26 protein-coding genes are annotated in these 19,076 nt (G+C 47.9%); 2 read left to right on the forward strand and 24 right to left on the reverse strand.

The window, feature by feature from the left end; translation table 11 throughout:
• Positions 1-21: 21 nt before the first annotated feature.
• The 21 genes from rplF to metK all read right to left on the reverse strand — a co-directional run bounded on the left by rplF (position 22) and on the right by metK (position 12,700).
• Positions 22-573 (reverse strand): 50S ribosomal protein L6, encoded by a 552-nt coding sequence (rplF, locus tag ACTTKA_RS05390; protein ID WP_442714473.1) that lies wholly within the window; start codon positions 571-573, stop codon positions 22-24.
• Positions 574-589: 16 nt separating this feature from the next.
• Positions 590-985, reverse strand: coding sequence for a 30S ribosomal protein S8 (gene rpsH / locus ACTTKA_RS05395; protein WP_442714474.1), 396 nt, complete (start codon positions 983-985; stop codon positions 590-592).
• A 63-nt stretch (positions 986-1,048) separates the two neighbouring features.
• Positions 1,049-1,318 carry a 30S ribosomal protein S14 gene (gene rpsN, locus ACTTKA_RS05400; protein ID WP_124752216.1) on the reverse strand — a complete coding sequence of 90 codons (270 nt, stop codon included), beginning with the start codon at positions 1,316-1,318 and terminating at the stop codon, positions 1,049-1,051.
• Positions 1,319-1,321: 3 nt separating this feature from the next.
• Complete coding sequence (gene rplE, locus ACTTKA_RS05405; RefSeq protein ID WP_124752217.1) at positions 1,322-1,879, reverse strand: 50S ribosomal protein L5; 558 nt, start codon at positions 1,877-1,879, stop codon at positions 1,322-1,324.
• The gene (gene rplX, locus ACTTKA_RS05410) at positions 1,879-2,196 is read right to left on the reverse strand and encodes a 50S ribosomal protein L24 (RefSeq protein WP_124752218.1); all 318 of its coding nucleotides are present in this window, start codon (positions 2,194-2,196) and stop codon (positions 1,879-1,881) included. Before rplX ends, rplE begins: the two co-directional genes overlap by 1 nt.
• A gap of 19 nt (positions 2,197-2,215) precedes the next feature.
• Positions 2,216-2,581 carry a 50S ribosomal protein L14 gene (gene rplN / locus ACTTKA_RS05415; protein ID WP_014224906.1) on the reverse strand — a complete coding sequence of 122 codons (366 nt, stop codon included), beginning with the start codon at positions 2,579-2,581 and terminating at the stop codon, positions 2,216-2,218.
• A gap of 1 nt (position 2,582) precedes the next feature.
• Complete coding sequence (gene rpsQ, locus ACTTKA_RS05420; RefSeq protein ID WP_041591185.1) at positions 2,583-2,840, reverse strand: 30S ribosomal protein S17; 258 nt, start codon at positions 2,838-2,840, stop codon at positions 2,583-2,585.
• A 14-nt stretch (positions 2,841-2,854) separates the two neighbouring features.
• Positions 2,855-3,052, reverse strand: coding sequence for a 50S ribosomal protein L29 (gene rpmC, locus ACTTKA_RS05425; RefSeq protein WP_442714475.1), 198 nt, complete (start codon positions 3,050-3,052; stop codon positions 2,855-2,857).
• Between the two features lie 5 nt (positions 3,053-3,057).
• Positions 3,058-3,492: a 50S ribosomal protein L16 gene (rplP, locus tag ACTTKA_RS05430; protein WP_124752221.1), complete on the reverse strand. Its 435-nt coding sequence runs from the start codon at positions 3,490-3,492 to the stop codon at positions 3,058-3,060.
• 22 nt (positions 3,493-3,514) lie between these two features.
• On the reverse strand, positions 3,515-4,288 hold the full coding sequence (gene rpsC, locus ACTTKA_RS05435) for a 30S ribosomal protein S3 (protein WP_124752222.1): 774 nt from the start codon (positions 4,286-4,288) through the stop codon (positions 3,515-3,517).
• A 6-nt stretch (positions 4,289-4,294) separates the two neighbouring features.
• Positions 4,295-4,726 (reverse strand): 50S ribosomal protein L22, encoded by a 432-nt coding sequence (rplV, locus tag ACTTKA_RS05440; RefSeq protein ID WP_442714477.1) that lies wholly within the window; start codon positions 4,724-4,726, stop codon positions 4,295-4,297.
• Between the two features lie 22 nt (positions 4,727-4,748).
• Positions 4,749-5,015, reverse strand: coding sequence for a 30S ribosomal protein S19 (rpsS, locus tag ACTTKA_RS05445; protein WP_014224899.1), 267 nt, complete (start codon positions 5,013-5,015; stop codon positions 4,749-4,751).
• A gap of 19 nt (positions 5,016-5,034) precedes the next feature.
• Positions 5,035-5,859, reverse strand: coding sequence for a 50S ribosomal protein L2 (gene rplB, locus ACTTKA_RS05450; RefSeq protein ID WP_442724250.1), 825 nt, complete (start codon positions 5,857-5,859; stop codon positions 5,035-5,037).
• Between the two features lie 6 nt (positions 5,860-5,865).
• Complete coding sequence (gene rplW, locus ACTTKA_RS05455; RefSeq protein ID WP_442714479.1) at positions 5,866-6,159, reverse strand: 50S ribosomal protein L23; 294 nt, start codon at positions 6,157-6,159, stop codon at positions 5,866-5,868.
• A gap of 13 nt (positions 6,160-6,172) precedes the next feature.
• A complete protein-coding gene (gene rplD / locus ACTTKA_RS05460) occupies positions 6,173-6,802 on the reverse strand; it encodes a 50S ribosomal protein L4 (protein WP_124752226.1) in 630 nt (209 codons plus the stop codon).
• Positions 6,803-6,806: 4 nt separating this feature from the next.
• Entirely contained in the window at positions 6,807-7,424 is a 618-nt protein-coding gene (gene rplC, locus ACTTKA_RS05465; protein WP_014224895.1) for a 50S ribosomal protein L3, read from the reverse strand.
• A gap of 18 nt (positions 7,425-7,442) precedes the next feature.
• Positions 7,443-7,748: a 30S ribosomal protein S10 gene (gene rpsJ / locus ACTTKA_RS05470; protein WP_014224894.1), complete on the reverse strand. Its 306-nt coding sequence runs from the start codon at positions 7,746-7,748 to the stop codon at positions 7,443-7,445.
• Positions 7,749-7,765: 17 nt separating this feature from the next.
• On the reverse strand, positions 7,766-9,892 hold the full coding sequence (gene fusA, locus ACTTKA_RS05475; protein ID WP_442724251.1) for an elongation factor G: 2,127 nt from the start codon (positions 9,890-9,892) through the stop codon (positions 7,766-7,768).
• Between the two features lie 20 nt (positions 9,893-9,912).
• Complete coding sequence (gene rpsG / locus ACTTKA_RS05480) at positions 9,913-10,389, reverse strand: 30S ribosomal protein S7 (RefSeq protein WP_041591184.1); 477 nt, start codon at positions 10,387-10,389, stop codon at positions 9,913-9,915.
• A gap of 168 nt (positions 10,390-10,557) precedes the next feature.
• The gene (rpsL, locus tag ACTTKA_RS05485; protein ID WP_124752228.1) at positions 10,558-10,947 is read right to left on the reverse strand and encodes a 30S ribosomal protein S12; all 390 of its coding nucleotides are present in this window, start codon (positions 10,945-10,947) and stop codon (positions 10,558-10,560) included.
• A gap of 463 nt (positions 10,948-11,410) precedes the next feature.
• Positions 11,411-12,700 carry a methionine adenosyltransferase gene (gene metK / locus ACTTKA_RS05490; protein WP_442724252.1) on the reverse strand — a complete coding sequence of 430 codons (1,290 nt, stop codon included), beginning with the start codon at positions 12,698-12,700 and terminating at the stop codon, positions 11,411-11,413.
• Between the two features lie 305 nt (positions 12,701-13,005).
• Here metK and ACTTKA_RS05495 point away from each other — a divergent pair, with 305 nt between their 5' ends.
• Both ACTTKA_RS05495 and ACTTKA_RS05500 read left to right on the forward strand, forming a co-directional pair.
• Positions 13,006-13,488 (forward strand): cytidine deaminase, encoded by a 483-nt coding sequence (locus ACTTKA_RS05495; RefSeq protein ID WP_442724253.1) that lies wholly within the window; start codon positions 13,006-13,008, stop codon positions 13,486-13,488.
• 138 nt (positions 13,489-13,626) lie between these two features.
• Positions 13,627-14,133 carry an RNA polymerase sigma factor gene (locus ACTTKA_RS05500; RefSeq protein ID WP_442724254.1) on the forward strand — a complete coding sequence of 169 codons (507 nt, stop codon included), beginning with the start codon at positions 13,627-13,629 and terminating at the stop codon, positions 14,131-14,133.
• An 18-nt stretch (positions 14,134-14,151) separates the two neighbouring features.
• On the opposite strand, the gene ACTTKA_RS05505 is transcribed toward ACTTKA_RS05500, so the two are convergent.
• The 3 genes from ACTTKA_RS05505 to groES all read right to left on the reverse strand — a co-directional run bounded on the left by ACTTKA_RS05505 (position 14,152) and on the right by groES (position 19,000).
• On the reverse strand, positions 14,152-16,251 hold the full coding sequence (locus ACTTKA_RS05505) for a DNA topoisomerase 3 (protein ID WP_442724255.1): 2,100 nt from the start codon (positions 16,249-16,251) through the stop codon (positions 14,152-14,154).
• A gap of 796 nt (positions 16,252-17,047) precedes the next feature.
• Positions 17,048-18,682, reverse strand: a complete 1,635-nt coding sequence (groL, locus tag ACTTKA_RS05510) for a chaperonin GroEL (RefSeq protein ID WP_442724256.1) — start codon at positions 18,680-18,682, stop codon at positions 17,048-17,050.
• A gap of 48 nt (positions 18,683-18,730) precedes the next feature.
• The gene (gene groES, locus ACTTKA_RS05515) at positions 18,731-19,000 is read right to left on the reverse strand and encodes a co-chaperone GroES (protein WP_442714292.1); all 270 of its coding nucleotides are present in this window, start codon (positions 18,998-19,000) and stop codon (positions 18,731-18,733) included.
• Positions 19,001-19,076: the final 76 nt, after the last annotated feature.

The raw sequence follows: 19,076 nt of genomic DNA on the forward strand, positions 1-19,076 counted from the left end.
GTCTATCTCCTATTTCATCGCTTACTTAGATGCAGATTTACCAGATTTTCTTCTAACCACTTCGCCCACAAACTTAATACCTTTTCCTTTATAAGGCTCAGGCTTACGGAACGAGCGAATCTTCGCACAGATCTGTCCGAGCAACTGTTTGTCGGCCGACTCTAAAATAATGAGCGGGCTCTGATTACGCTCCGACTTTGTCTCTACTTTTACCTCATTAGGTAACTGAAGGTAGATATTGTGCGTATAGCCTAACGAAAGGTCCAGCAACTGACCGGTATTCGCAACACGATAGCCGACACCGACCAGCACAAGCTCTTTTTTATATCCTTCGGATACCCCTACAACCATATTGTGAATCAAAGAGCGATAGAGGCCATGCAAAGCACGGTGCTCTTTTTCATCCGTCGGTCTTTCAACCTTTAATATTCCGTCTTCCACAGACACTTTGATCTCGGGATTCACTTTCTGTGTAAGTTCTCCTTTCGGTCCTTTTACAGTGACCATATTATCTTTCACTGTAACGGTCACACCACTTGGTATGTGAACAGGTAATTTTCCAATTCTTGACATCGCTATACTCCTCCTATTAATAAACGTAACACAATACTTCACCGCCGATCTTTAATTCGCCGGCTTCCTTATTTGTCATCACCCCTTTAGAGGTAGAAAGAATTGCAATTCCAAGACCGTTCAGCACTCGCGGCATCTCGCGGTAACCTACATACCGGCGAAGACCCGGAGACGATACGCGCTCTAATTTCTTAATCGCATTTACCTTATTCACGGCGTCATATTTCAGAGCGATTTTAATCGTTCCCTGCACGCCTTCGTCTACAAACTTAAAGTTAAGAATGTAGCCTTTGTCAAAAAGAATCTTTGTGATTTCTTTTTTCAAATTCGACGCCGGCACCTCTACTACGCGGTGCTGCGCCTTGATCGCATTACGCAATCTTGTTAAATAATCTGCTATAGGATCTGTCATAATATTTAATTAAATTGATCCGGACCATCCGGACAATATTTAACACTCATATACTTGCTGCTTTTACCAACTTGCCTTTTTCACTCCGGGAATGAGGCCGTTGGAAGCCATCTCACGAAACTGAATACGCGAGATACCGAACTGACGCATATATCCTTTCGGACGACCCGTCATCTTGCAACGGTTATGTAAACGCACCGGCGATGCATTTTTAGGAATAGACTGCAACGCTTCATAGTTGCCTTCTTTCTTCAACTGCGCCCGTTTAGCCGCATATTTCGCTACCAGCTTTGCCCGTTTTACTTCGCGGGCTTTCATTGATTCTTTCGCCATATCTCAATTCTTTTTTACATTCTTGAAGGGCAATCCAAACTCGCGCAGAAGAGCAAATCCCTCTTCATCCGTTTTTGCGGAGGTCACAAAGGTAATATTCATTCCCAATATTTTCGTAATATTATCAATATTTATTTCCGGGAAAATAATCTGCTCCTGAATACCGAGTGTATAATTACCCCGGCCGTCGAGTTTGCTTTCAATACCTTTAAAGTCACGAATACGAGGCAATGCTACACGTACCAGACGTTCCAAGAACTCATACATACGCTCATGACGCAGAGTAACCATGACTCCGATCGGCATTTTTTTACGCAGTTTGAAGTTGGAGATGTCTTTCTTCGAATACGTTGCGACGGCTTTCTGGCCGGTAATACTCGTCAACTCGTCTATAGCCACGTCAATAATCTTCTTATCAGCCGTTGCCATTCCCAGTCCTTGATTGATAACGATCTTCTTCAAAACAGGGACCTGCATAACAGACGTGTAGTTAAATTCTTTCTTCAACGCCGGTATAATCCGGTCTCTGTAATCTTGCTTTACTGTTGCTATCGTACCCATTATTTAATCTCCTCTCCTGATCTTTTAGCATAACGCACTAACTTCCCTTTCACTTCTTTGCGACCCACGCGCGTCGGTTTTCCTGTTTTGGGATCCAACGGATTAAGGTTCGAAATATGAACCGATGCCTCCTTCGTTTCGCGTCCGCCTTGTGGATTCTGGGCATTAGGTTTCGTATGCTTCGTAACCATGTTAACCCCTTCCACAATGGCACGTTTTTCTTTTACAAGCATCTCCAATACGCGCCCTGTTTTGCCTTTATCTTCTCCGGCGTTTACATAAACGATATCGCCTTTCTTTATATGTAACTTACTCATCACAATACCATTTTACTGATTAAAGTACTTCCGGTGCCAATGAAACAATTTTCATATTGGTTGCACGTAGCTCACGAGCTACCGGACCAAAAATACGGCTTCCCCGGATTTCTCCCGCCTGGTTCAACAATACACAAGCGTTATCATCGAAACGGATATAAGAACCGTCCTGACGACGGATTTCTTTCTTTGTCCGTACAACAACCGCCTTCGATACAGCGCCTTTCTTCATATCACTCGAAGGAATAACGCCTTTTACTGCTACGACAATGATATCGCCTACCGTGGCATAACGTTTACGCGTACCACCTAACACACGGATACACAGAGCTTCTTTCGCCCCGCTATTGTCCGCTACTACTAATCTTGTTTCTTGCTGTATCATTTTACTTAGCCCTTTCTATAATCTGTACCAAACGCCATCTTTTCGTCTTACTCAAAGGGCGTGTCTCCATAATCTTTACCGTGTCACCCACGTTACACTCATTCTTCTCGTCATGAGCATGATATTTCTTCGTTTTGTTCACGAATTTTCCGTAAATCGGATGTTTTTCTTTCCATTTTACGGCAACGGTGATGCTTTTATCCATCTTGTTGCTGAATACCACGCCCGTTCTTTCCTTTCTTAAATTTCTCGTTTCCATATCAGGCTTCATGATTATTCGTTATTCAATTCACGTTGACGCAGCACTGTTTTCAGACGTGCAATCGTCCGGCGTTGCTCTTTCATTGCGGCAGGATTATCCAACGGCGAAATGCTATGATTAATCCGCTTCTGATTCAAAGACGACACTTCCGCGTCAATTCTTTCAGCCAATTCTTTGGTACTTAATTCCCTTACTTCTTTAATCTTCATAACATTTACACTGTTTCATTTTGCATATCATAGTCGTAGCGCACAACGAATTTAGTCGTCACCGGAAGTTTCTGAGCAGCTAAACGCAACGCTTCCTTGGCGATATTAAACGGTACACCTTCCACTTCAAAAATCATACGTCCCGGCGTAACAGGAGCCACGAATCCTTCGGGATTACCTTTTCCTTTACCCATACGCACATCCAACGGCTTTTTAGTAATCGGCTTGTCCGGGAATATACGCACCCACACTTGTCCTTGACGTTGCATATAACGCGTAACGGCAATACGGGCGGCCTCAATCTGCCGGCCTGTGATCCATTTCGTACCTAACGATTTGATTCCAAACGAGCCGAAAGCCAACTGATTTCCCCGCTGGGCATTGCCTTTGGCACGCCCTTTTTGGGATCTTCTAAACTTTGTTTTCTTTGGTTGTAACATAGTTCTCTAACTGTTAAACAATTTAACGATTGGCTTTTTCTTTGTCTCTCTCTCTTCTGCGTTTGAACGGTTTGCCGCCGCGATCACCACGATCACCACGTCCCATACCGCCTTCACCTCCCCGACGACCGAAGTCTTTCGTAGTTGTAAATGAAGGAGACAGATCTCTTTTACCGTATACTTCGCCACGGCAAATCCAAACCTTTATTCCTATCAAACCGACTTTCGTCAGTGCTTCTGCCAGTGCATAATCAATATCGGCGCGGAATGTATGGAGAGGAGTACGTCCTTCCTTATACATTTCGGAACGTGCCATTTCAGCACCATTCAGACGTCCCGACACCTGCACTTTTATACCTTCTGCTCCCATCCGCATGGTCGAGGCAATAGCCATCTTCACGGCACGACGGTAAGCGATTTTTCCTTCCAGCTGACGCGCAATATTATTAGCTACAATCACGGCATCCAATTCCGGACGTTTGATCTCAAAAATATTGATCTGAACCTCCTTGTCGGTGATTTTCTTCAATTCTTCTTTGAGCTTGTCAACTTCCGAACCGGCTTTTCCGATGATGATTCCCGGACGCGACGTACACACCGTAATGGTGATCAGTTTTAACGTACGTTCGATCACGATGCGCGAAACGCTTGCTTTAGCCAGACGGGCATTCAAGTAGTTGCGGATTTTACTGTCTTCCAGCAAAGTGTCACCATAACTCTTTCCACCGTACCAGTTTGAATCCCATCCACGAATGATTCCCAAACGATTACTAATCGGATTTACTTTCTGTCCCATCTGTTCTTAATTTTGACTTTCTTTATTATTCTTTGCTTCTGCCTCTACATTTCTCGTATCGACGAACAGGGTCACATGGTTCGAACGCTTACGGATACGATACCCTCTTCCCTGAGGAGCCGGACGCATACGCTTGAGCGTTGCTGCTCCATCAACATTGACGGACGTAACGAACAACTCTCCGCTTTCTGCTTTCCGCTCATTCTTCTGCTCCCAGTTGGCAATCGCCGAACGAAGCAATTTTTCTACCGGTGTAGCTGCGTCTTTATTGGAGAATCTCAAGACACCCAGTGCCCTAAACACCTCCATGCCGCGAATCATATCGACTACCAGACGCATTTTACGCGGTGAACTCGGCACATTGCGCAATTTCGCAAAAGAAACACTTTTCAAGGCTTCCTTTCTGGCTTCTGCTGATATTTTCTTTCTTCTGCCCATTTATTTTACTTTTTTCATTTTCTTACTTCTTGTTTCCAGCATGGCCACGGAATATACGCGTCGGTGAAAATTCTCCCAGCTTGTGACCCACCATATTCTCGGTGATGAATACGGGAATAAACTTGTTCCCATTATGCACAGCAATCGTATGTCCTACAAAGTCCGGAGATATCATTGACGCTCTTGCCCACGTTTTTATCACCGTCTTCTTACCCGACTCATTCATCGCCAAGACTTTCTTTTCCAATTTTACATTGATATATGGACCTTTTTTTAACGAACGACTCATAGTTTTTCAATTAATCATTTTACTTCTTTCTTCTTTCAATGATATACTTGGAAGACGGCTTCTTCGGTGCTCTCGTCTTCATGCCCTTAGCATATAAGCCCTTGCGAGAACGGGGAAGACCTCCGGAGGCACGTCCTTCACCACCACCCATCGGGTGATCTACCGGGTTCATCACGACACCACGGTTGTGCGGACGACGGCCGAGCCATCTCGAGCGTCCTGCTTTCCCGGATTTCTCCAAGGCATGGTCCGAGTTGCCGACGCTACCTACGGTCGCTTTACATGCCGACAAGATCTTACGGGTTTCGCCCGAAGGCATCTTGATGATGGCATAATCACCTTCTTTCGATGTCAACTGAGCAAATGCACCAGCCGAACGAACCAACTTCGCTCCTTGTCCCGGACGAAGTTCGATGTTATGAATAATCGAACCGACAGGGATGCTCTGCATCGGCAAAGCATTGCCGACTTCCGGCGTTGCATCCTTTCCGGACATCACTGTCTGGCCTACTTCCAAACCATTCGGAGCGACGATGTAACTCTTGTCTCCGTCAGCATAATACAACAGGGCGATACGAGACGTCCGGTTGGGATCGTACTCAATCGACTTCACGGTTGCAGGAATGCCATCTTTGCTTCTCTTGAAATCAATAAAACGAAAACGACGCTTGTGACCGCCACCGATATAACGCATTGTCATTTTTCCGGTGTTGTTACGGCCGCCCGTTCTCTTTTTCCCGACTACGAGAGACTTCTCCGGTGTACTTGCAGTGATCTTATCAAATGCACCGATAACTTTGTGTCTTTGCCCCGGTGATGTGGGCTTCAATTTACGTATTCCCATTTCCTATCAAATGTTACTGAAAAAGTCGATGACTTCTCCTTCTTTCAATGTTACAATTGCTTTCTTATAGGCTGCCTGTTTTCCGTTGATGATTCCGGATTTCGTATAACGGCTCTTGCGCTTTCCCGAGTAATTCATCGTATTCACGCTCTCTACGCTTACGTTATACATCTCCTCAACAGCCTTCTTTATCTCTAATTTATTCGCATCCGGAGAAACACGGAAACCAAAGCGGTTAGGCTTCTTATCTGTAACTGCAGTCTGCTTCTCGGTTACGATCGGCTTAATGATAATTCCCATCTTTATTCCCTCCTTATGCGTTTAAAAGTTTCTCAATGACAGCGACAGACTGTTCTGTAAACACCAAGTTCGCAGCATCCATCACTTTGTATGTGTTTAAATCCGACGCGGCTATTACCTTCGCACGCGGCAGATTACGAGCCGACAAAGATACGAAATGATTGCTTTCCGGCAAAACCAGCAGCATCTTCTTCCCATCCAACTTCAAGACTTTCAACATCGAAAGGAAGTCTTTCGTTTTCGGAGTATCCATCGTAAAGTCTTCAAGAACCATAATCGAGTTCTCTTTTGCCTTATACGAAAGAGCCGAACGGCGGGCTAACGCTTTCACTTTCTTATTCAGTTTAAAGCTATAATCGCGCGGCTTCGGTCCGAATACACGACCTCCACCGACCAATACCGGCGAATTGATATCACCGCGGCGAGCTCCACCACTACCTTTCTGGCGAATAAGTTTACGGGTACTTCCCGACACCTCGCTTCTTTCTTTCGATTTATGTGTCCCTTGGCGATTATTCGCCATATATTGTTTCACATCCAAATAGATCGCATGATCATTCGGCTCAATACCAAACACTGCATCGCTGAGTTCAACCGTTCTGCCGGTTTCTTCCCCTTTCCTGTTAAATACGTTTAGTTTCATTGCCTTACTTCTCAATTAATACGATTGAACCTTTTGCACCCGGAATAGAACCCTTCACCAACAGCAAGTTGTTCTCCGGCATCACTTTGATTACTTCAAGGTTTTGAACCGTTACGCGTACATTTCCCATCTGTCCGCCCATGCGTGTACCTTTGAAGACCTTCGCCGGATACGAACAGGCACCAATAGCACCCGGTTTACGCGCACGATTGTGCTGACCATGCGTGGTCTGACCTACACCACCAAAACCGTGGCGTTTCACGACTCCCTGAAATCCTTTTCCCTTCGATGTGCCGATCACATCTACAAAGGTCGCATCATTCAAAAAGTCTACGGTAAGTACATCTCCGAGCTTATACTCGGCATCAAAATTCTTGAACTCGGCCAAGTGTCTCTGCGGGGCTACGCCTGCTTTCTTGAAATGACCGGCTTCCGGCTTCGTCGTATGCTTTTCTTTCTTTTCCTGAAAGCCCAACTGAATCGCCTCATAGCCGTCCTTTTCCATTGTCTTAATCTGTGTAACCACACAAGGACCTACTTCGATAACAGTGCATGGAAGATTCTTTCCCTCGGCACTGAATACGGATGTCATTCCGATTTTTTTTCCTAATAATCCTGGCATTTCACTCTGTTTTTAATTTTACACTTTAATCTCTACTTCCACTCCACTGGGCAATTCCAGCTTCATCAAAGCATCTACCGTTTTGGCTGTCGAGCTGTAAATGTCTATCAAACGTTTGTAAGACGACAGTTCAAACTGCTCACGTGACTTTTTGTTCACGAATGTCGAGCGGTTTACGGTAAAAATCCGTTTGTGAGTCGGCAGCGGAATAGGTCCGCTTACGACCGCTCCGGTAGCCTTCACAGTCTTGACGATTTTCTCGGACGACTTGTCGACCAGCGAGTAATCGTAAGATTTCAATTTAATTCTGATTTTTTGGCTCATATCGTTAGTTTCTAATATTATTTGACTAAATCAACCCGCCCTTGTACTTCGGTCAGCACTTGCTTGGCAATCGACGACGATACTTGTGCGTAGTGCGAGAATTGCATGGACGAAGTAGCACGACCGGACGTAATCGTACGCAAAGCCGTTACGTAACCGAATGTTTCGGCCAACGGTACTTTTGCTTTAACAATACGGGTACCCGTACGGCTCGACTCCATACCTTCCACATTGCCACGACGTTTGTTCAAGTCGCCAATTACATCCCCCATATTCTCTTCGGGCGTTACGACTTCGAGTTTCATGATCGGTTCCATCAGGACAGGACCGGCTTTTTCCGCCGCACTCTTGAATGCCTGAATCGCACAGATCTCGAACGATAACTGGTCGGAGTCAACCGGGTGGTACGAACCGTCGATCAACGTCACCTTCAGCTTATCCAACGGGTAACCGGCCAATACACCATTCGTCATCGCTTTCTCAAATCCTTTCTGTACGGAAGGAATAAATTCTTTCGGCACGTTTCCGCCCTTTACTTCGTCAACGAATTGCAAATGTCCCTCAAATGTTTCGTCTGCCGGTTCGATGCGAACAATAATATCGGCAAACTTACCACGACCTCCTGTTTGTTTTTTGTATACTTCGCGTAACTCAACAGACTGCGTAATCGCTTCTTTGTACGACACCAAAGGACGACCCTGATTACATTCCACCTTGAACTCGCGACGCAGACGGTCTACGATAATTTCGAGGTGAAGCTCACCCATACCACGAATGACGGTCTGACCGGTTTCTTCGTTTGTTTCCACACGGAACGTCGGGTCTTCTTCCGCCAGCTTGGCCAGTCCGGCTCCAAGTTTATCAAGGTCTTTCTGTGTTTTCGGCTCTACCGCCACACCAATCACCGGATCAGGGAATTCAATCGATTCGAGCGTGATCGGATTATTTTCGTCACACAGCGTATCACCGGTACGTATATCTTTAAAACCTACTCCGGCACCGATATCACCGCAGCCGATTTTCTCCATCGGGTTCTGCTTGTTCGAGTGCATCTGGAACAGACGTGAAATACGTTCTTTCTTTTCGGAACGCGTATTCAACACATAAGAACCTGCCGCAATCTCACCCGAATACACGCGGAAATAGCAGAGACGGCCCACATACGGGTCCGTAGCGATCTTAAACGCCAAAGCCGTGAGCGGTTCTTCGGGCGTCGGCTTGCGCTCGATGGTAACATCCGGGTTGCGCGGATCATGGCCTGTAACAGCCGGCGTATCATCCGGACTCGGCAAGTATGAGCAAACGGCATCGAGCAGCGTCTGCACTCCTTTATTCTTAAACGACGAACCACAGATCATCGGATTGATCTTCATATCGATCGTCCCTTTACGGATGGCCACACGAAGCTCATCTTCCGTAATTGTGGAAGGATCGTCGAAATATTTTTCCATTACCGCGTCATCACACTCGGCTACGGCTTCGAGCATTTTATCGCGCCATTCCTGCGCCTCAGCCAGAAGCTCTGACGGGATTTCTTCCACTTCATATTGGGCGCCCATCGTTTCATCGTGCCAGAAAACAGCCTTCATGGTCACGAGATCGATCACACCTTTGAAGTTTTCTTCGGCACCGATCGGAATCTGGATCGGACAAGGCGTTGCCCCCAACACGTCACGCACCTGACGAACCACTTCGAAGAAATTCGCTCCCGAACGGTCCATCTTGTTTACGTATCCGATACGCGGCACATTATATTTATCGGCCTGACGCCACACCGTTTCCGACTGCGGCTCTACTCCACCCACGGCGCAGAACGCAGCCACTGCACCGTCAAGGATACGCAGCGAACGTTCCACCTCGACCGTAAAGTCAACGTGACCCGGAGTATCTATCAAGTTGATTTTAAATCTCTCGTTGTTGTAATTCCAGAACGCTGTCGTTGCAGCGGAGGTAATGGTTATCCCTCGCTCCTGCTCCTGTTCCATCCAGTCCATCGTAGCGGCGCCATCGTGCACTTCTCCGATTTTATGCGTCAGACCGGTATAAAACAGAATACGTTCCGAAGTGGTCGTTTTTCCCGCGTCGATATGGGCCATAATGCCAATATTACGCGTATTTTTCAATGTTGCATCTGCTTTGCTCATCTTCTTTCTCTCATTAAACATTAAAAGCGGAAATAAGCAAAAGCACGGTTGGCTTCTGCCATACGATGCATATCTTCCTTACGTTTGAAGGCACCACCCTGACTGTTGAACGCATCTACGATTTCAGCGCTCAATTTTTCAGACATGGATTTTCCGCCACGTTTGCGAGCGTACTCTATTAAATTTTTCATTGAAATGGACTCCTTACGATCCGGGCGGATCTCGGTCGGCACTTGAAAAGTGGCACCACCCACACGGCGGGACTTTACTTCGACCTGAGGAGTTATGTTCTCGAGCGCTGCTTTCCAGATTTCGAGCGCTGACTTTTCTTCATTCGGCATCTTGGCTTTAACACGCTCCAATGCGGAATAGAATATCTCATACGATACGGTTTTCTTACCGTCGTACATCAAATGGTTTACAAACTTTGTAACCCGAACATCACCATAGACAGGATCCGGGAGAACCTGCCGTTTTTTAGGCTTTGATTTTCTCATTTTGTTTTCAGAATTTTCGTTCTTGTTCTTGGTTGTTGATTTCTTACTGTCTTCAACGGCTCCTCCGAACCATTTACTCAACCCTCATTCATCAATTTCTTTTACCCCAATAACTAAAAACCGATTATAAAATTTCTAACTCGTAAACTCTTCTCTCTTTTCAAAATATTACTTCTTCGCGGCACCTGCCTTCGGACGTTTCGCCCCATACTTCGAACGACGTTGCGTACGCCCAGCTACTCCGGCCGTATCCAATGTCCCACGCACGATATGATAACGCACACCCGGCAAATCTTTTACACGGCCGCCACGTACCATCACAATCGAGTGTTCTTGCAAGTTATGGCCTTCTCCGGGAATATACGAGTTCACCTCTTTGTGATTCGTCAAACGAACACGGGCAACTTTACGCATCGCGGAATTCGGCTTCTTCGGCGTGGTCGTATACACACGCACGCAAACACCTCTTCTTTGAGGACACGCATCCAGTGCAGGTGACTTACCTTTCACCGCCAACGTCTCCCTTCCTTTTCTTACTAATTGCTGAATTGTAGGCATTTTTCTACTATTTAAACACTATTATATTTGTTTACACTTTTCCAAATTCGGGTTGCAAAGATACAGACTTTTTTTTATCCGACAAGTATTTCCTCAAAAAAATTGGATTTCAATGCCTTTGTTCAACCGAACGAATCGCTAAAAAAATTTTCAACAACCACAGTACATCCGTTCGCGACGGAACGACATTCCAATTTCCAAGCCCCCTTTTTTGTAGACGGAATCGCGATATTCTCTACATTATGTAACGTATAAGATGAAGATATGCTTCACCGAAAGCAATCGTAGAACGACACTGCGCAAACTTTTCAAGCCTTATATTTATAGCGCACAACACCTTCCGGCCTTACACATCCACAAAACTCTCACTCCGTTCGTAATAAAGGACTCCTTACGAATAAAAAGAGCCGCCTCGTTTTTTTTTGAGACAGCTCTTTTATTGATCCGAACAACCACCGGCTTATTAAAGACCGAAAGCCGCTTTCACCTTGTCCGTATAGTCAAGTTTCTCCCAAGTAAACAATTCCACGTCGCAAACCACGGGTTCCGCACTATAGCGCGAATGGAATGTTTTTCGAACTGTCTGAGGAGTACGTCCCATATGTCCGTACGAAGCTGTTTCCAGATAAATCGGATGACGCAGTTTCAGGCGATCTTCGATAGCCTTGGGACGCATATCGAAGAGCTCCCAAATCTTATCGGCGATTTCCCCGTCGCTGAGTTTCACATTCGACCGCCCAAACGTATTGACAAAAATATTCATCGGCTTATTCACACCGATGGCATACGAAACTTGCACCAACATTTCATCGGCGACACCCGCCGCCACAAGGTTCTTAGCGATATGACGCGCCGCATAGGCAGCCGAACGATCGACTTTCGAAGGATCCTTACCCGAGAAAGCGCCACCACCATGTGCTCCTTTACCGCCATACGTATCGACGATGATCTTACGCCCTGTCAGTCCCGTATCGCCATGAGGTCCGCCAATCACGAACTTACCTGTCGGGTTGACGAAATACTTGATCTGGTCGTTGAACAGAGCCTGCACATGCTCGGGATATTGAGCCTTGACACGCGGAATAAGAATGGCTTTCACATCTTCGGCAATTTTCTGCTGCATGGCAGCGTCGGCCTCTTCCTGTGAGCGACCGTTGCCGGCCGTAATAAACTCGTCGTGCTGGGTAGAAACGACAATCGTATCAATACGCAGCGGCTTGCCGTGGTCATCGTATTCGATCGTCACCTGACTTTTTGCATCGGGACGAAGATACGGCATCTTCTCAAGCTCATTTTTACGAATTGCGGCAAGCTCAAGCAGCAAACTGTGCGAAAGATCTAACGCCAGCGGCATATAGTTTGCCGTTTCGTTCGTCGCATATCCGAACATCATTCCCTGATCACCGGCGCCCTGTTCGTAGGGATCGGAGCGCTCCACACCACGATTGATGTCGCCACTCTGTTCATGAATGGCCGATAACACGCCACACGACTTAGCCTCGAACTGATACTCGCTTTTCGTATAACCGATCTGTTCGATTACCCGACGAGCCACGTCCTGCACATCGACATAGGCTTTCGATTTTACTTCTCCTGCCAGCACAACCTGACCGGTCGTTACCAGCGTTTCGCACGCAACTTTCGAATCTTTGTCATACGCCAAAAATTCATCCAGCAAGGCATCCGAAATCTGATCGGCTACCTTATCGGGGTGTCCTTCAGACACCGATTCGGAGGTAAATAAATAACTCATTATTGATCTATTAAAAATAAAACATCTTATTACGAACCGAACTTACGGATGGAGCCGCGTGGCCGAACAGCAGGAAAGAATCTTCATTTTTTAGCATTTTTTCCCGTGGTTGCAAGCCATACAAATCTATCCACGTCCAATTCGGTGGCAAAGATACGACTTCCCGCAACACTTACCGTTTTCGCTCTGTTAATTATCTAAAAACCGCAAAAGCTTCTTGTACGTACCCTTATTATATATGAATATCCGATATTATTCCGTACATTTGTCTGTCGACAACGTAACACAAGAACAATGACATGCTCATGGAAAAGATTCAAAAAGTAGAGATACGCGTGCATCGCGGGTTGATAGCCGATTTAGGCGATGACGAAAAGCGATGGATGGCGGCGGCGATCGAAGCGGCAAAGAAAGCATACGCACCGTATTCGCGTTTTCAGGTCGGTGCGGTAGCCGTGCTTGAAGACGGTACGTTAGTATCGGGAAGCAATCAGGAGAATGCGGCTTACCCGTCGGGGCTCTGTGCCGAGCGGACAACATTGTTTGCCGCCGGGGCACAATATCCCGACCTGCCGGTAAAAGCGCTTTTCCTCGTAGCGTTGAAAGACGGGGAAGTACAGGAGAAAATCAGTCCGTGCGGAGCATGCCGTCAGGTTTTGCTCGAGACAGAGCAGCGTTACCGGCGCCCTATGCAGGTCTGGATGTGCGGACGTTCGGAGTTTTGCCGGCTCGACTCGGCAGAGTCTTTACTCCCTCTCTCGTTCGGATCGGCCGATTTACTCGGATAACATGGTATTTATAACAGCCTCAGACTATCCAAAAAAAGCTAAATCTCTATCGAATACGTTAATAAAAACAAAACCCGGAAGATTGGCTCGAAATAATGATTTATGTTTGCCACCGATAATTGTTAAAAGAAAATGACAATGAACACGTCACAGTTTCAGAAGAGACTATTGAACATGCAAGAGAATATGATGAATTTTGCATTGATGTTGACGGCCAATCGTGAGGATGCGCAGGATTTGTTGCAGGAGACATCGCTCAAGGTTTTAGACAATCGGGAGAAATATGCGGACAACCGGAATTTCAAGGGTTGGGTGCTGACCGTGATGCGCAATATTTTCATCAATAATTATCACCGTGTGTTGCGTACGCAGACTGTCGTTGAACAAGATATCGATTTATATAATCTGAATGTTGCGAACGACTCGAACTTCGAGACGCCCGACGGCGCATATCAGCTTCAGGAAATTACGACGGCCATAGACTCGCTGAACGAAGAGCTGAAAGCTCCTTTCTCGATGTATGTGAGCGGTTATCGCTACCACGAGATCGCCGAGGCGCTGCACATCCCCTTAGGAACGGTTAAGAGCCGGATCTTCTTTGCCCGTCAGGAATTGAAGACGAAGCTAAAAGAATTTAACCCCTGATATATCCCTCTGCTTTTCTTATGCCTGACGACGGGCGGACGATTGTTTCCGCGCGACGGCTTCCAATTCTTCATCGCTCAGGTCTTTTCCATGCTGCTCGTAAGACAGGCGAAACGTACAGCCGCTTTTATATTCGGAGCATCCGTAAGCCGTTTTCCCGCGCAGCAAAGTTCCTTTCCCGCAAATCGGACAGGTAGGCGGGCAATTGGCTGACACCGTATCCCGAGCGACGGTCGCCGGTTTCTTTCGTTTCGGTTTCGCCGGTTTTTCTTTCGCGGAGGTTTTTGCCTTCTTCTCCTCTTTGGAGCCGAAAGCCGTTTCTTCAATCGTAATCGTAGTCGTAGCACGGTCGGTACGGACGTTCCGCACTATCTGCCCGACCATCTGCTTCAGCTCGTCGAGAAACGCTTCGGCCTGATAAACGCCCTGCTCGATCTGACGCAGTTTCTTCTCCCATTGCCCTGTCAGTTCGGCGCTTTTAAGCAACTCGTCACGAATGATACCGATCAGCTCGACTCCCGTAGCAGTGGCCGACAGATTCTTACGTTCCTTACGGATGTAGTTGCGTTTGAAAAGCGTTTCGATGATCGCCGCCCGCGTAGAAGGACGGCCAATGCCATTCTCTTTGAGAGCATCGCGCAGTTCCTCATCCTCCACGAATTTCCCGGCCGTTTCCATCGCACGGAGCAAAGTCGCCTCGGTATAGGGCTTGGGCGGAGTCGTCCATTTCTCCGCGAAATCCGGCTGATGCGGCCCGCTCTCTCCTTTCACGAAGTCGGGCAGCACATTATTCTCCTCCGCGGCCGGTTCGCCTTCGACGGTTTCTTGCGCTTCTTTCTCAAAGACAACGCGCCACCCCGGTTTCAGGATCTGCTTGCCGGTTGCTTTAAAACCGACCTTCTCGACCTCTCCCAAGACGGTGGTCGTAGAAATCTCACAATCGGAATAGAACGCGGCGATAAAGCGGCGTGCCACCAGATCGTAGACTTTCCGTTCAGGGTCCGTCAGGTTGCGCGCCGGCACACCGGTAGGCACGATGGCATGGTGATCCGTCACTTTGGTGTTATCGAACACTTTTTTGCTTTTCCGGATCGGGGCCGACAGCAGCGGAGCCGTAAGACTCACATAATCGGTCAGTCCTTTGAGCATATTCGGGATTTTCGGGTAGAGATCATCGCTCAGGAACGTCGTATCGACACGCGGATAAGTCGTCACCTTTTTTTCATACAGCGACTGAATGAGCTTCAACGTATCTTCGGCCGAGAACGCGAATTTCCGGTTGCATTCCACCTGCAACGACGTCAGGTCGAACAAACGCGGAGGCGCTTCTTTTCCTTTCTTTTTCGTCACACCGGTTATGACGAACGGACGGTCTGTTACCGCCTCCAACAACGCCTGCCCCTCTTCCTTGCGGGCGAATTTGCCCTGCGTAGCGGAAAAAGTCGTTTCGCGGTACCTCGTTTTCAGTTCCCAGTAAGGCTCCGGCTCGAAGTCCTCGATCTCCTTTTGCCGTTTCACGATCAGCGCCAGCGTTGGAGTCTGCACGCGTCCGATGGAAAGCACCTGTTTGTTTTGCCCGTAACGAAGCGTATAGAGGCGCGTGGCATTCATCCCGAGCAGCCAGTCGCCGATGGCACGCGAGAGACCCGCTTCGTAGAGGCGTTGATAGTCGGACTGGTCTTTGAGGTTCTTGAATCCTTCGCGGATGGCGTCTTCCGTCAGCGACGAAATCCACAGCCGATAGACCGGGCAGCGGCAACCGGCTTTCTGCATCACCCAGCGCTGAATCAGCTCTCCTTCCTGACCGGCATCCCCGCAGTTGATGACCGCCTCGGCGTTCCGGATCAGGCTTTCGAGAATACGGAACTGCTTCTCGTAGCTATCGCTCGGAATCAGCTTGATGCCGAACCGCGGAGGAATCATGGGCAGCGACTGCAGACGCCACGATTTCCATTCGGGCGTATAATCGTGCGGTTCTTTAAGCGTGCAGAGATGGCCGTATGTCCACGACACCTGATAACCGTTCCCCTCGATATAGCCCTCTCTCCTTGTCCTCGCTCCGAGTACTTCCGCAATCTCGCGCGCCACACTGGGCTTTTCTGCAATACAAACTTTCATTCCGGGATGTTAAATGACGGACAAATATCGCTTTTTTTGCCCGCCGATGCAAATTTTTCACCCTAAGCGAACTTTATTTCCGTTCGACGATCTCGCCATAGAAACGCGATGAACCGCGTCTCTACCATATAAATTGTGGGCTGTTATCGCGGGCGAACACAGAGGTTCACCCCTACGCGGCATACCGAACGCTGTTTGCTGATGGCTGAACGCTAACGATTACGTCAGGCTTTCAGCCCTCCGCCGAGGGGGTCGCCTGTTTTCCCAACGCTTCGCATTGGGCTGAATTATCTCGCCCTTTCAGGGCTGTTTTTCAATTGTTAATGGTCAATGGTTAATGGTTATGCCGGGTACACGGTATCCGAACACCCCCCTTTGTCATTCCGAACACAGTGAGGAATCCCGCGGGGAAAAGGGAAGAGATTCTTCGCTTCGCTCTGAATGACAAGGGAAGGTAGTCAATGTAGGGGCGAACCTTGTGTTCGCCCTTTTTTTGTGTTATGTCCGAACGCAAATTTCGCAAATGGGCGCGAATCAACGTAATTCAATTGTCAATGGTTAATTGTTATGCGTGGTACACGCCGAATCATGTGCCTGGTATAACAATTGACAATTAACCATTGACAATTAATATGAGCGTCTCTACAACCCCGAAACGCTACGTATTCATTCATTTTAAAAAAACGTAATCTGATAAAGAAGGCTGCCCCTTCCGCGAAGAGTCGATGACTCCGCCGGGGGGCAGCCTTTTTCTACCAATACCTGTGTTTAATTACTTTGCGATAGCGATCGGGAATTACATCATTCCGCCCATGCCACCCATGCCCGGGTTCATCGGAGGAGCCGGTGTTTCTTCCTTCTTATCGGCTACGACACATTCGGTGGTCAGGAACATGCCGGCGATCGACGCGGCATTTTCGAGGGCGATACGTGTCACTTTGGCAGGGTCAACGACTCCGGCCTCACAGAGGTCTTCGTACACATCGGTGCGAGCGTTGTATCCGAAAGCGCCCTTGCCTTCTTTTACCTTCTGCACGACTACGGCGCCTTCCTTGCCGGCGTTGTTCACGATCTGACGCAACGGCTCTTCGATGGCGCGTTTCACGATCTCGATACCGGTCGTTTCATCTTCGTTCTCACCCTTGAGGCCTTCGAGTACCGAAATAGCGCGGAGATAAGCAACTCCACCACCGGGCACCGTACCTTCTTCGATCGCGGCGCGGGTAGCATGCAGAGCGTCGTCTACACGGTCTTTCTTCTCTTTCATTTCCACTTCCGAAGGAGCGCCGACGTAGAGCACCGCTACTCCGCCTGCCAACTTGGCCAGACGTTCCTGCAATTTCTCCTTGTCATAGTCCGACGTCGTCGTTTCGATCTGAGCCTTGATCTGTCCGATACGCGATTCGATCGCGGCCTTGTCGCCGTTCCCTTTCACAATCGTCGTATTGTCTTTGTTCACCGTGATCTTGTCGGCCGATCCGAGCATATCCATCTTGGCATCTTCCAGTTTCATGCCTTTTTCTTCGGTTATCACCGTTCCGCCTGTCAAGATGGCAATATCTTCGAGCATCGCCTTACGACGGTCGCCGAAGCCCGGAGCCTTCACGGCGCACACTTTCAGCCCACCGCGCAGACGGTTCACTACCAGCGTAGCCAAGGCTTCGCTGTCGATGTCTTCGGCAATGATCAGCAAGGCGCGACCCGACTGAACGACTTGTTCCAGAATGGGAAGCAGGTCTTTCAAAACCGAAATCTTTTTGTCGTAGATCAGGATGTACGGATTTTCGAACTGCGTTTCCATCTTTTCCGTGTCGGTCACGAAATAAGCGGAGATATAACCGCGATCGAACTGCATTCCTTCCACAACCTCCACGGTCGTTTCCGTTCCTTTGGCCTCTTCAACCGTGATGACGCCTTCTTTCTTCACCTTCTGCATCGCTTCGGCAATCAGCTTGCCGATGCTCTCGTCGCCGTTTGCCGAGATTTTAGCCACATGCTCGATACGTTCCATGTTCGTACCTACCGCTTCGGACTGCGACGCGATGCTTTCTACCACTTTCGATACAGCCTTGTCGATACCGCGTTTCAAATCCATCGGATTGGCTCCGGCCGTTACGTTTTTCAGCCCTACCCCGATGATGGCCTGTGCCAAAACGGTAGCGGTCGTCGTACCGTCGCCGGCCTTGTCGTTCGTTTTCGAAGCCACTTCCTTCACAAGTTGCGCGCCCATGTTTTCGTACGGACAAGCGAGTTCTATTTCTTTCGCCACCGTTACACCGTCTTTGGTGATTTGCGGAGCGCCGAATTTCTTTTCGAGAATCACATTGCGACCTTTCGGGCCTAATGTTACTTTAACGGCATTTGCCAGTTCGTCCACACCTTTCTTCAGAAGGTCGCGGGCATTCATGTCGAATTTAATTTCTTTTGCCATGATATTTTGTTATTATTTTTTTAAATCGTTTATGTTCCGTTGGGTTGATCAGATGATAGCTAAAACGTCGGACTGACGCATGATCAGGTATTTCTCTCCGTCGAGTTCGATTTCCGTACCGGCATATTTGCCATACAGCACGTGGTCGCCCTGGGCCAACACCATCTCTTCGTCTTTCGTACCTTTACCGACCGCGATAATTTCGCCTTTCAACGGTTTTTCCTTGGCCGAGTCCGGGATAATGATTCCGCTCGCCGTTTTTTCTTCAGCTTCTGCCGGCTTAACCAGCACTCTGTCTGCTAATGGTCTAACATTCATGTTTTCTACGTTTTAATTATTAATACTATATTTATTTGTTTCTATTTTGTTTGATCTGCTGCCCATGCGAATACGA

It is taken from the genome of Tannerella sp. (genome assembly GCF_052170195.1).
Classification (GTDB): Bacteria; Bacteroidota; Bacteroidia; order Bacteroidales; family Tannerellaceae; genus Tannerella.